Raw genomic sequence first — 13,370 nt, 5'->3', positions numbered from 1 at the left:
CCCAATAAACCGCAAAGGGAAACGCGATCAATGGCAAACAAGGTCAAGCAAGTCTGGGCATCCGGCAAGGCGGTGGTGAACGCGTGGCTCGCGATCCCCTCGGGATTCTCCGCCGAAGTGATCGCGCAATGCGGCTTCGACAGCGTCACCGTCGACATGCAGCACGGTGTGCAAGATTATCAGTCGATGGTGCAGTGCTTCCAGTCGATGCATGCCCATCCGGTGACGCCGATGGTCCGCGTGCCCTGGAATGAGCCCGGCATTATCGGCAAGGTGCTGGACGGCGGCGCCTATGGCGTGATCTGCCCGATGGTCAACACACCGCAGGAAGCCAGAAACCTCGTCTCCTACGCCAAATATCCGCCGAAGGGCGTGCGCTCCAACGGCCCGATCCGCGCCGGCATGTACGGCTCGGCCGGCACCTATCAGCAGACCGCCAACGACGAGATCGTGCTGCTGCCGATGATGGAGACCAAGACCGCGGTCGAGAACATGGAAGCGATCCTCGATGTCGAAGGCATCGATGGCGTCTATATCGGCCCGTCCGATCTCGGCTTCTCCTACGGCCTGGTGCCGAAGCTCGATCGTGACGAGCCGGAGATCCTCAAGATCTACGAGAAGATCATCAAGGAATGCGGCAAGCGCGGCCTCAATCCGGGCATCCACTGCTCGGGCGCCGAAGGCGCGGTGCGCGCGATCAACATGGGCTTCAAGCTCGTGACGCTGTCGAACGAGGTCGGCCTGATGCAGGTCTACGCCAAGATGCAGGTCAACGCGACCCGCGAGAAGTCCGGCGGCAAGGCGTAAGTTCTGTCCGCGATGTTAGCTCTGCTCCCTCGCCCCGCTTTCTTGTCCGCCGAAGCCCGCCTTCGGGCGAAGGCGGATGCGGGGAGAGGGTTGGGGTGAGGGCCCTCTATCCGGCGAGCACCGTCTTTGTAATTGGCAATGTGCCTCGCCCCTCACCCGAATTCTCGCTGTGCGAGAATTCGACCTCTCCCCGTAAAGGACGGGGAGGGGTGACTAACTCCAAAGGAGAACTCCCATGGGCTCGGCACAAGTGATCCGCCTGCACGCCGACGACAGCGTCCTGATCGCGCGCGCGAGCCTGCCGCCGGGGCTTGAGGTGACCGAGGGCGTCACCACGGTCGATCGCATTCCAGCGGGCCACAAGGTCGCGATCAAGCCGATCGCGCAAGGCGAGCCGATCCGGCGCTACGGCCAGATCATCGGCTTTGCGACCCAGGCGATTGCGCCCGGCCAGCACGTGCATACCCAGAACTGCGGCATGGGCGATTTCGCCAAGGATTATGCCTATGGCGTCGACGTCAAGCCAGTGCCGAACTTCGATCTGCCGGCGACGTTCGAAGGTATCCGCCGCGCTGACGGCCGCGTCGCGACCCGCAACTATATCGGCATCCTTACCTCGGTGAATTGCAGCGCCCATGTCGCCGGCATCGTGGCCGACATGTTCAAGAAGAACCCGTTCACCGGCGACAATCCGCTCGCCGATTTCCCGAATGTCGACGGCGTCGTCGCGCTGACCCACAAGACCGGCTGCGGCATGACCCAGGACGAGCCCTTGGCGCTGCTCCGCCGCACGCTCGGCGGCTATGCGCGGCATGTGAATTTCTCCAACGTCATCGTGCTCGGCCTCGGCTGCGAGGTGAACCAGATCGGCGGTCTGATGCAGGAGCAGAAGCTTGCGGGCCGGCTGCGCGCGATGGACATCCAGGAGGTCGGCGGCACCCGCAAGACGGTGGAAGCCGGCGTTGCCTTCGTGAAGGAGGCGCTCGCCGACGCCAACAAGGTCAAGCGCGAGGCGGTGCCGGCGAGCGAACTCACCGTGGCGCTGCAATGCGGCGGCTCGGATGGTTACTCCGGCGTATCCGCCAACCCGGCGCTCGGCGCGGCGAGCGACCTCTTGGTCCGTCACGGAGGCACCGTGATCCTCTCGGAGACGCCCGAGACCTATGGCGCGGAGCATCTGCTGACTCGCCGCGCCGTCAGCCGCGAGGTCGGCGAGAAGCTGGTCGGCCTGATGCGCTGGTGGGAGGAGTACACCCAGCGTGAGGGCGCCGAAATGAACGCCAATCCGAGCCCGGGCAACAAGGCCGGCGGTCTCACCACCATCCTTGAGAAGTCGCTGGGCGCGATGGCCAAGGCCGGCAGCACCAACCTCGTCGACGTCCTCAACTACGCCGAGCCCGTCACCAAGAAGGGCTTTGTGTTCATGGACACGCCGGGCTACGACCCGGTCGCCGCGACCGGGCAGGTCGCCGGCGGCGCCAACCTCGTCTGCTTCACCACCGGCCGCGGCAGCGTGTTCGGCTGCAAGCCCGCGCCGTCGATCAAGCTCGCCACCAACACGCCGATGTACAAGCGGATGGAAGACGACATGGACGTCAACTGCGGCACCATCCTCGACGGCGAGGAGAGCGTGCAGGAATGCGGCCAGCGCATCTTCGACCTCATCCTCAAGACCGCCTCGGGCCAGCCGACCAAGAGCGAGAGCTTTGACTTCGGCGGCGCCGAATTCGCGCCGTGGGTGCTCGGCGCGACGATGTGAGAGAGGCTGCGATATAGCCCACACTTCAGTGTCGTCCCTGCCGAGTGCGCTATTGCGCACGGAGCAGGGACCCATAACCACCGGCTGTGGTTATGCGAAAGGTGTCTGCCACCGTCTTTCATCAATCGGACCACGCGGTATGGGTCCCTGCTTTCGCACTAGTGCATCTACACGTTTGTCGGGCCATTTGCGAGGATTTGGAAGCGGGCCATTCCGGTGTGGAAGGTGATTGGTCCAGGTGGACGGTGGGAGGCGTAGCCGGTCCATCCGCCGAGTTTTGCGATGATCCATGCCGCCCAAGCAAGAGTGTTGGGGCGATGGTGGTTTTTCTGAAGCTCGGTGCGACCTTTCATGGTTTTGTTGATGGCCCTGAGCGTCTCGATCTCTTCTGCGGTGAAGACAAATTCAGCCGGCAATTCTTCGCCACTGTTGCGGGCCTGAACGAGTTGAATGACGATACATGCCGCTCTGGTGGCGACCGCCACGAGCTTGATCAGGCCTTCGGCGCTCTCGATCTGACTATCCTCGATGCGCAAACCCTGGCTCTTCAGCGAGCGAAAGAGTTGCTCAATGATCCAGCGCTGGCGGTACCAGGAGACGATCTGCCAGGCGTCTTTAACGGTGGCGACCGTATGAGTGGTCAGGAGCAGCCAGCGAATGGGCTCCGCACCTCTCGGCGGATGCAACTCGACCACTTCTACGAAGCTGAGTTTGATGCCCTCCGCCAAGTCGGTGACGCCGGGCCTCTGCGGCCGCTTGAGCACGACGGTTCCGAAGCGCATCGAGAGATGGGCCTGCCGGCCGCGCCGATCCATTCGCTGCGGCAGATCGATCACCGCGTTGTCGCAGAAGCGGCTCCGCTCGACCGCCTGATAAAGTGTGTCGCCATCGACCAGCGCATGGTCGTGCATGGCACGCGACAGAAGATGGACATTCTCAGCTGGCGTCAGCGCCCAGTGAGCAAAGAAATCCCCCTCGCGGTCGTTGACGACGGTGATCATGCGGGCATCTGCCAGGACGTCGCGGCCTTGCTCGGCGGCCGTCACCCAGCGCGCCGACTCCTTGTCGGCCAAGGCGCGCCGCTCATGCGGGATTTTTACCTTGCCTTTGCGCGTCCAAACGTTGCCGCCAGTAAGGCCAAGACAGACCCCGCTGTCGGCATCCACCGCCATCATCGCATGCAACAGCACGCCGCGAGCATTGCCCTTGCCGACTTTGCCCAGCCCGCGCCGCCGTCCCGCCTGGGTCTGGAACTTGACCTCGCTCGTATCCTGGATCGCCAGCACATGACGCCCGCTGACCGCAGTCCGCGTCTGCGCGCTCCAGCCCTCAATCAATTTATCGATCGTGACTTGGGGGTTGTTCACAAACCGCCAGAACGCCATATTGGCAGCCCAATCGCCCCGGGCCATCTGGCGCAAGCAGACGCTGCGCGTGCAAAGCATAGCCCGGAGAAGCGTCGCCCCCTTTTGTCGAGACGAACGTCCCCGAACTCACCCAAAGACAAATCCGGCTGCATCGCTGGCGCTCCTTCGAATCAAAGCGCCCGTGAGAGAATCATACAACATGCTGCAGAGACGCCACTTCTTGCTGCACCGAGTCAATCTGTCGCGCCCCAAAACCGTGTAGAGACGCTAGTGCGAAAGCAGGGACGACAAGTTCGCAGGGACGACAAGGAAGCACGTTGGCGAATGAGGCTTCCCGGTCTACGCTGCGCTCCATCCGGGCTACGGATGGGGCGGAGGAAGCATGCGCGCGCGTCGGTTGGGAATTGTTGGATGCATTGCATTTCTCGCCGCTTTGAGCCTCGGCGTCGGTTCGGCTGACGCCGCAACCATAGTCGCGCTTGGCGCGAGCAATACCTACGGCAAGGGCGTGGCGCGCAACCAGGCCTATCCCGCGCAGCTCGAAGCGATCTTGCGGGCGAAGGGATTGAACGTCCGTGTCGTGAACGCCGGCATCAACGGCGACACCACGGAAGGGATGCTGCAACGCCTGGACCGCGCCGTCCCGAACGGGACGCGTGCGGTTATTTTGCAGCCGGGCGGCAATGATCGACGCAAGGGCAGCCCTGACAGGACAGCGGATATTCAAAGTCGCCTCAGCACCCGCGGCATCGCGGTGATCATGCTCCCTAACGGGATGCTGGGTGGACTCCCCCATCAGCCCGATGGTGTGCATTTGACCCCCGAGGGCTATCACATGCTCGCCGAGCAACTCGCGTCGCAGGTATCCGGCGCGATCGGCCGCTAGCAATCGCGTAGTCCGGATGAAGCCAACGGGTCGCGCGATTGCGCGCCCGATGACAGGCTCCGCGCAATCCGGGACTCTTCCTGCGGATGAAGACCCCGGATTTCGCTTCGCTCCATGCGGGCTACGGATCGCGCCCTTACCTTGGGCACCCCGTGCCCGTTGTTAGTGCTTGATGTCGACCGGCAGCAGTGTTCTGCTCAAAAAAGCTGCTGGAGCCCTCGGTCCGTGTCGATATCAGTCGCACTGCATCACGTCACGCACTACAAATACGACCGGCCGATCGATCTCGGGCCCCAGACCATTCGGCTTCGGCCGGCGCCGCATACGCGCACGCCGATTACGAGCTATTCGCTCAAGGTCTCGCCCGCCAATCACTTCGTGAACTGGCAACAGGACCCGCAGGGCAACTGGCTGGCGCGCTACGTCTTCCCCGAGAAGGCGACCGAGCTCAAGGTCGAGGTCGATTTCACCGCTGACATGACGGTGGTCAATCCGTTCGACTTCTTCGTCGAGCCCTATGCCAACAGCTTTCCGTTCGAATATCCCGGTGATCTCAAGACCGAGCTCGCGCCCTATCTCGAAACCGATGAGGCCGAGCCGCTGCTCGCGGCTTACCTGAAGGAGATTCCGCGCCAGGCTGACAGCACCGTCAACTTCCTGGTCGAGCTGAACGCGCAGCTGCAAAAGAAGATCAGCTACGTCATCCGCATGGAGGCCGGCATCCAGACGCCGGAGGAGACCTTGGCCGCGGGCTCCGGCTCCTGCCGCGACTCGGCGTGGCTCTTGATCCAGACGCTGCGCCACCTCGGGCTCGCCGCGCGTTTCGTCTCCGGATATCTCATTCAGCTGCGGCCGGACATCGATCCGCTCGAGGGGCCGCGCGAGGTCGAGAGCGATTTCACCGACCTGCACGCCTGGGCCGAGGTCTATCTGCCGGGGGCGGGCTGGATCGGTTTCGACGTCACCTCCGGCATGCTGACGGGCGAGGGCCACATCCCGGTCTGTGCCACGCCACACTATCGCTCGGCCGCGCCGGTGACCGGCACCGCGGGCGTTGCCAATGTCGAATTCGGCTTCGAGATGAGTGTCAAGCGCATCGGCGAGGCGCCGCGCATCACCAAACCATTCTCCGATGAATCCTGGGCGCGGCTCGACCGGCTCGGCGAGCAGGTCGATGCCGACCTGGGGAAAGACGATGTGCGCCTGACCATGGGCGGCGAGCCGACCTTCGTTTCGGTCGACGATCTGGAATCGCCGGAGTGGAATGTCGCCGCGGTCGGTCCGACCAAGCGCGCGCTCGCCGACGAATTGATCCGCAAGCTGCGCATGCGGTTCGCGCCGGGCGGCCTGCTGCATTACGGCCAGGGCAAATGGTATCCCGGCGAGAGCCTGCCGCGCTGGGCGTTCGGTCTTTACTGGCGCAAGGACGGCAAGCCGATCTGGAACAATGCCGCGTTGATCGCCGGCATTGAGAATTCGAGCAGGGCCGAGATCGCGGAGGCCCAGCGTTTCGTCGAAGTAACAGCAACCAAGCTTGGTCTCAGCGCCGACTATGCCATGCCGGCTTATGAAGATCCCGCCTTCTGGCTGCAGCGTGAGGCCGGCCTGCCGGCCAATGTCAGCCCGGCGAATTCCAAGCTGACCGATCCGGAAGAGCGCGCCCGGATGGCGCGGGTGTTCGACGAGGGGCTGACCACGCCGAAAGGTTACGTGCTGCCGATCCAGCGCTGGAGCCCGCTCGGCGATCGCGTGCCGGCACGCTGGCGCAGCGAGCGCTGGAAGATCCGGCGCAGCCATCTGTTCCTGTCACCCGGCGACTCGCCGCTGGGCTTGCGGCTTCCGATCGCCTCGCTCGAATATGTGCCGCCGGACGATTATCCCTACGTCGTCGAACGCGATCCGATGGCGCCGCGCGACGTGCTTTCCGACGAGCTGCAGCAAGCCTTGAAGGAGATTCCCGAGCCGCTGCCGGTGCGCACCGCGATGTCGATCGAGGTTCGCGACGGCGTGCTGTGCGCTTTCATGCCGCCGGTCGAGAAGGTCGAGGATTATCTCGACCTGATCGCAGCGATCGAAGCCGCCGCCGAGGAGCTGCAGCTGCAAGTCCATGTCGAAGGTTACCCGCCGCCTTTCGATCCGCGCATCGAGGTGATCAAGGTGACGCCGGATCCCGGCGTGATCGAGATCAACGTGCAGCCGGCGCAAAGCTGGCGCGAGGCCGTCGACATCACGCTCGGCCTCTATGAGGACTCCGCCAAGACGCGGTTAGGGGCCAACCGTTTCCTGATCGACGGCCGCCACACCGGCACCGGCGGCGGCAACCACATCGTGGTCGGCGGCAGCAGGCCGGAGGATTCACCGTTCCTGCGCCGGCCCGATCTGTTGAAGAGCCTCGTGCTGTACTGGCAGCGGCATCCGTCGCTGTCCTACCTGTTTTCCGGGATGTTCATCGGCCCGACCAGCCAGGCGCCGCGCATCGACGAGGCGCGGCATGACGGGCTCTATGAGCTCGAGATCGCGCTGTCGCACGTGCCGCCGCCGGGCATGGACGCGCCGCTGTGGCTGGTCGACCGCTTGTTCCGGCATATCCTGGTCGACATCACCGGCAACACCCACCGCGCCGAGATCTGCATCGACAAGCTCTATTCGCCCGACGGCCCGACCGGCCGGCTCGGCCTCGTCGAATTCCGCGCGCTCGAGATGCCGCCCGACCCGCGGATGTCGCTGGCGCAGCAACTGTTGATCCGCGCGCTGATCGCAAAGCTGTGGCGCGAGCCGCAGCAGGGCAGGTTCGTGCGCTGGGGCACCGCGCTGCATGACCGCTTCATGCTGCCGCATTTCCTCTGGGAGGATTTCCTCGGCGTGCTCGCCGAGCTGAAGCAATCGGGTTACGACGTCGAGCCGGAATGGTACCAGGCGCAACTTGAATTCCGTTTCCCCGCCTTCGGCCGCGTTCATCATGGTGGCGTGGGTATCGAGCTGCGGCAGGCGCTCGAACCATGGCATGTGCTGGGCGAGGAGGGCACCTCGGGCGGCACCGTGCGCTACGTCGATTCGTCGGTCGAGCGTCTGCAGGTGAAGGCGACCGGATTCGTCGAGGGGCGCCATGTCATCACCTGCAACGGCAGACGGATGCCGATGACCGAGACCGGCCGTGCCGGCGAGGCGGTCGCCGGTGTTCGTTTCAAGGCCTGGCAGCCGGCCTCCGGCCTGCATCCGACCATTCCCGTGCATGCGCCGCTGACGTTTGACCTGATCGATACCTGGAATGGCCGCTCGCTCGGCGGCTGCGTCTATCATGTCGCCCATCCCGGCGGCCGCAACTACGAGACCAAGCCGGTCAATTCCTACGAGGCCGAGGCGCGGCGGCTGGCGCGCTTCCAGGAGCACGGCCATACCCCCGGCAAGATCGAGACGCCGCCCGAGGAACGCACAATTGAGTTTCCCTTGACCCTCGACTTGCGGACGCCGCTCCTGCACTAATTGTGTCAAGGGGAAGTGGAATGTCCGCATCGGGTGGCCAAGGCAATAGTCAAGGCAGCAGTCAGGAGAGCAGGGCTCGTCCCGGTCAGCGCCGGATGGCGCAGTGGACCCGCGACTATGTCCGGCTGCCCGGCATTCCCGACGAGTATATTGCCGACAACGGCGCGCCGCGGCCGGCTTGGGCGCGCTTTTTCGACGCCTTTGCCGCGCTGTCGCCGGCCGATATCGAGCGCCGCTTCGCCTCCGCCGATCGCCATCTGCATGAGGCCGGCGTCACCTATCGCGCGCCGGGCGACACTTCCGACCGGATCTGGCCGCTCAGCCATCTGCCGCTGATCATCGACGCGGCGGACTGGCGCCAGCTCGCCGCTGGTGTCGCGCAACGCGCGCAGCTTCTGGAGATGGTGCTGGCCGATCTCTACGGCGAAGGCCGCCTCGTTGCCGACGGTGCCATCCCCGCGGCGGCGATCGCCGGCAGCAGCGAGTATCTGCGCGCGGTCAGCGGCATCAAGCCGCCGGGGGGGCGCTATCTGCATCTCTATGCCGCCGACATCGGCCGCGGGCCCGACGGCCGCTGGTGGGTGCTCGGCGATCGCACGCAGGCACCGTCGGGCGCGGGCTATGCGCTGGAAAACCGCCTGGTGCTGTCGCGCGCCTTTTCCAATCTCTACAAGTCGATGAATGTCGAGCGCGTCGCGCCGTTCTTCGAGGCGTTCCGCGATTCGCTGCGCGCCAGCGCCGATCGCGACGAGCCGCGGATCGGCCTGCTGACGCCCGGCGCGTTCAGCGAGACCTACTTCGAGCACGCCACGCTGGCGCGCTATCTGGGTTTCCTGCTGGTCGAGGGCGACGATCTCGCGGTCTCCGGCGACCGCGTCCACATCCGCACCGTCGCCGGGCTGAAGCGGCTCGACGTGCTGCTGCGCCGGGTCGATTCCAACATGCTCGATCCGCTCGAGCTCGACGCGTCCTCCTATCTCGGCGTGCCCGGGCTTGTCGAGGTTCTGCGCAAGGGCGGCGTCGTGGTCGCCAACATGCCGGGCTCCGGCGTGATGGAGGCGAGGGCGCTGCTCGGCTTCCTGCCCAATCTGTGCCGGCGCCTGCTCTCTGAAGACCTGATGATGCCGCACATCGCGACCTGGTGGTGCGGTCAGAAATCCGCCCGCGAAGAGGTGCTGTCGCGGCTCGACGAGTTCGCGATCGAAGGCGCCTATGGCCGCGGCGTTGCGGATTTTCCCGGCAACGGACCGGTGCTCCCGGGCGAATTGTCGGCAGCCGACCGCGACCGCCTGAAGGATGCCATCAGCCATCGCGGCATCGATTATGTCGGTCAGGAGCTCGTGCGGCTGTCGACCACGCCGGTATGGGAGAACGGCCGCATCGCGCCGCGTCCGTTCGTGTTGCGGGTGTTCGCGGCGGCGACGCCGAGCGGCTGGACTGTGCTGCCCGGCGGCTTCTGCCGGATTGCCGATCGGGCCGATGCGCGCGCGGTGTCGATGGGCGATGGCGCGGTGTCCGCCGATGTCTGGGTGGTTTCCGACAAGGCGGTTGAGACCTCGACCCTGCTGCCGGCGGTCGACACCGTCCGCATCCGCCGCATCGCCGGCGTGCTGCCGAGCCGTGCCGCCGACAATCTGTTCTGGCTCGGCCGCTATCTGGAGCGCGCCGAGGCCACCATCCGGCTGATCCGCGCGCTGTGCACGCCGCTGCGCGATCCTGCGCGCGCGAATTCGAACGGCTCGGCGCCGGCGATGCATTCGGCCGAGCGCATCCAGCGCATGCTGGTCGCCTGGGGCGCGGCCTCGCAGACCGCGCGCGCCAATCTCGCCAAGGTCGCGCTCGAAGCGCTGCAGAGCGAGGAGAAATTCGGTTCGGCGCTGTCGCTGGTGCGATCCGCGCAGCGCACGGCGACCTCGCTCCGCGAGCGGCTGTCGCCGGACGCCTGGCAGGTCATCACCGAGATGGCTGATCGGCTGGCCATCGAGGTTCATGACGATGACGGCGTCGTCAGCGCCGCCGAACTGACCCTGCAGGAGCTCGCAAGCTTCGCCGGCCTCGCGCAGGAAAACATGAACCGCGCCGCCGGCTGGCGTTTCCTCGAAATGGGCCGTCGCGCCGAGCGCGCCGTCAACACCACGCGCTTTGCCCGTCAGTTCGCCTATGACGAAGCCGGTGATGAGGATCTCGACGTTCTGCTCACGCTGGTCGACTGCCAGATCACTTATCGCTCGCGCTATCTGGTGCAGCCGCTGCTCGCACCGGTGCGCGATCTGGCGGTGCTCGACCCCTATAATCCGCGCTCGGTCGCATTCCAGGTCGCGGCGCTGAACGAGCATGTTGCCGCGCTGCCGAGCCTGAAGGAGCACGGCCTGATCGAGCGGCCGCAGCGTCTTGCCGTCGCGGTCGAGGCAATGCTCACAACGGCTGAAGCCTCGAGCCTCGACGTCAAGACGCTGTTCGCGCTGGAGCAGGATCTGCTCAACCTCGCCGACGCGATCGGGCTGCATTATTTCCCGCACGGACCGAATGCCAGCCGGCCGGAGAAGCTCACGGGGCTGGCGTGATCTACGACATCCGTCACGTCACGACCTACAGCTACGAGACCCAGGTCAGCTTCGCGCGCTGCTCGCTGCGGCTGGAGCCGGTCACTGGCGACGGGCAGCAGCTGATCTCGCATTCGGTCGAGATCCGTCCGAGGCCCGCGGAACGCACCGCAAGGCGCGACTTCTTCGGCACGCTCACTGAAAGCGTCCTGATCGAGACCGCGCATCGCAGTCTGCGCATCGATGCCCGCTCGCGGGTCTCGGTGGCGCGGCAGCCGCCGGCGCGCGACGCCGCCAGTCCGCCCTGGGAGGACGTGCGTGACAACGCGTTCGAGGCGTTGAGCCTCGATGCGGCCTCGCCGGTCGGCTACGTCTTTGCCAGCGCGCTGGTGCCGGTGCTACGGCCCGTGACGGCCTACGCTTCCGCGAGCTTCTCGCCCGGTGGCGGCATCCTCACCGGGGCTGCCGACCTGATGCGCCGTATCCGCAACGACTTCAAATACGATCCCAAGGCGACCGTGATCTCGACGCCGCTTCGCGACGTGTTCGAAAAGCGCCACGGCGTGTGCCAGGACTTTGCCCATGTGATGATCGCGGGGCTGCGCGGCCTCGGCCTGCCCGCGGCCTATGTCAGCGGCTATTTGCGCACCATTCCGCCGCCGGGCCAGCCGCGGCTGCAGGGCGCGGACGCCACCCATGCCTGGGTCTCGGTCTGGTGCGGCAGCGCGCTCGGCTGGGTCGGGTTCGACCCGACCAACGATCTGATGGTCGGAAGCGACTACATCATTCTCGCCATCGGCCGCGACTTTGCCGACGTCTCGCCGGTCGATGGCGTCATCGTCGGCGCGCGCAAGCAGAAGCTCGCCGTTGCCGTCGACGTGCTGCCGGTGGAGTGAGCGAGGCGGGCGGGCGGCGCGTTCGATCGTGCCAATGCGGTCGCGATCAGGCGACGTGCCGCTTACCCGATTTGTCCCACCCGATCGGGCTCACGATGATGCGGTCGCGGCCTTCACGCTTGGCTTGATAGAGCGCAAGGTCCGCGGCCTTGAGCAGATCGCGCGACGTGCGCTCGTGGTCCGGGACGAGGCAGGACAATCCGATGCTGACGGTCGGCAATTCAGGCTCGGATTCCCGCGCAGCCGCCAGCTTGGTGCGAATCCGTTCGGCAATTTCCAGGGCGCCCGTCTTGCCGATGCCCGGCAGCAACACCGAAAACTCCTCGCCGCCATAGCGGGCACCGAGATCAGTTGCACGCTTGGCGCTGCTTGCGATGCACCGTCCCACGGTGGTGAGCACGGCGTCGCCGGCCTGATGCCCGTAGGTGTCGTTGTAGATCTTGAAATGATCGACGTCGATCATCAGAAGCGAGACCGGCGCCTTTGCGCGCATGCCACGGCGCCATTCTACGTCAAGGGTATCGTCAAGGCGGCGGCGGTTGGCTAGGCCTGTCAGTGCATCCGTGTTCGCGAGGTGCGCGAGCCGGTCTTCCGCGGCGGCCCGCCGTTTGAGAGCGGCCACCAGGTAGAACATCAGCACGATCGAGAAGCCGCAGAGCGCTGCAACCACGCTGCCGATCAGCCAGAGCTGTTGCCACCAGTCGGCATAGATGCCGTCGAGCGCGAGACCCTCGGCGATGAGCAGGCGATTGTGTCCGACCGCCTGGAAAACATAGAGCCGGTTGACGTGATCGACGATCGATTTCGTGATGTAGGAGCCGGACTGCCGTGCCGGAAATTGCTTGAAGACCAGAGAGTCCTTGATGCTTTGCCCGATCTTGCTGATGTCGAACGGTGCGCGCATCAGTATGACGCCATCGCTGTTGAACAGCGCCATGCTGTCGCCAAAGCCGAAGTTCAGCTTGCGAAACAGATTGTGAAAATAGCTGAGCCGCATGCTGCCCGCGACCACGCCGGCAAAGGAACCGTCGTCATTGTTGATGCGGCGGCTGAGGCTGATCAGATATTCGCCATCAGAGGTAATCCACGGAGCGCTGATGAACAGCCCGCTGTCCGCTCGCGTCCGATGTGCCCGGAAGAAGTCTCGATCGGCGAAATTTGCGGCCTGCGGCGTCAACGTCCTGGAATCGAGCGTGACGTCCCCCGCCGCATTCAGCACGAGGATCGAGCCGAGATCCTTGGCCGTGGCGGCGCGGTCAAACAGCACGACCTGGCGAAGCTCCGGGCTGATCTTACCGAGCTCCGGAAGCTTGACGCCGTCGGCGACGGCCTGGAGCGAGAGGTCATAAAGGTCGATGTTGCGGTCGATCTCGCTGGCGATGGAGGCGACGAGGTTGGTCGCACCTTGCTTCGCATGCTGATAGTCCTTGCCCGCCATCTCCCAGAGGATGGATGCGCAGATCGCCGAAAAGCAGAGAACGAGGCCGATCCCGAGCGCAAGGAGCCGTTTGGTCGGCACTGCCTTCGGCTTTGGCAAAAGCCCGTTCATTGCTCGCTTCCACTTCCCCGCGCCCACGCGCAGTGACGCTTTTCTATGGAGGCATCAAATTGAGAAATGCGACCCGAAGC

Annotated in this window: 8 protein-coding genes; 6 read left to right on the top strand and 2 right to left on the bottom strand. The window is 65.1% G+C overall.

Features of this window, described 5'->3' with window-relative positions; genetic code table 11:
• Positions 1-30 precede the first annotated feature (30 nt).
• Together QA635_RS28610 and QA635_RS28605 are read left to right on the top strand one after the other, a co-directional pair.
• Entirely contained in the window at positions 31-807 is a 777-nt protein-coding gene (locus QA635_RS28610; protein ID WP_229189433.1) for an HpcH/HpaI aldolase family protein, read from the top strand.
• A gap of 235 nt (positions 808-1,042) precedes the next feature.
• On the top strand, positions 1,043-2,566 hold the full coding sequence (locus QA635_RS28605) for a UxaA family hydrolase (protein WP_283062818.1): 1,524 nt from the start codon (positions 1,043-1,045) through the stop codon (positions 2,564-2,566).
• 167 nt (positions 2,567-2,733) lie between these two features.
• Here the strand turns inward: QA635_RS28605 and QA635_RS28600 are convergent, their stop codons facing one another.
• Positions 2,734-3,978 (bottom strand): IS4 family transposase, encoded by a 1,245-nt coding sequence (locus QA635_RS28600; RefSeq protein WP_283071706.1) that lies wholly within the window; start codon positions 3,976-3,978, stop codon positions 2,734-2,736.
• A 337-nt stretch (positions 3,979-4,315) separates the two neighbouring features.
• On the opposite strand from QA635_RS28600, the gene QA635_RS28595 reads away from it, so the two are divergent.
• The 4 genes from QA635_RS28595 to QA635_RS28580 all read left to right on the top strand — a co-directional run bounded on the left by QA635_RS28595 (position 4,316) and on the right by QA635_RS28580 (position 11,741).
• Positions 4,316-4,819, top strand: a complete 504-nt coding sequence (locus QA635_RS28595; protein WP_283062816.1) for a GDSL-type esterase/lipase family protein — start codon at positions 4,316-4,318, stop codon at positions 4,817-4,819.
• A 225-nt stretch (positions 4,820-5,044) separates the two neighbouring features.
• Positions 5,045-8,302, top strand: coding sequence for a transglutaminase family protein (locus tag QA635_RS28590; RefSeq protein WP_283062814.1), 3,258 nt, complete (start codon positions 5,045-5,047; stop codon positions 8,300-8,302).
• Positions 8,303-8,322: 20 nt separating this feature from the next.
• Positions 8,323-10,866 (top strand): circularly permuted type 2 ATP-grasp protein, encoded by a 2,544-nt coding sequence (locus tag QA635_RS28585; RefSeq protein ID WP_283062813.1) that lies wholly within the window; start codon positions 8,323-8,325, stop codon positions 10,864-10,866.
• Entirely contained in the window at positions 10,863-11,741 is an 879-nt protein-coding gene (locus QA635_RS28580) for a transglutaminase family protein (RefSeq protein ID WP_283062811.1), read from the top strand. Before QA635_RS28585 ends, QA635_RS28580 begins: the two co-directional genes overlap by 4 nt.
• 46 nt (positions 11,742-11,787) lie before the next feature.
• Here QA635_RS28580 and QA635_RS28575 read toward each other — a convergent pair whose 3' ends face one another.
• Positions 11,788-13,290: a sensor domain-containing diguanylate cyclase gene (locus QA635_RS28575; protein WP_283062810.1), complete on the bottom strand. Its 1,503-nt coding sequence runs from the start codon at positions 13,288-13,290 to the stop codon at positions 11,788-11,790.
• Positions 13,291-13,370 lie beyond the last annotated feature (80 nt).

Source organism: Bradyrhizobium brasilense, from assembly GCF_029714345.1.
Classification (GTDB): Bacteria; Pseudomonadota; Alphaproteobacteria; order Rhizobiales; family Xanthobacteraceae; genus Bradyrhizobium; species Bradyrhizobium australafricanum.
The sequence above is the reverse complement of the archived record's forward strand: the minus strand, read 5'-3'. Positions and strand labels throughout refer to the sequence as shown.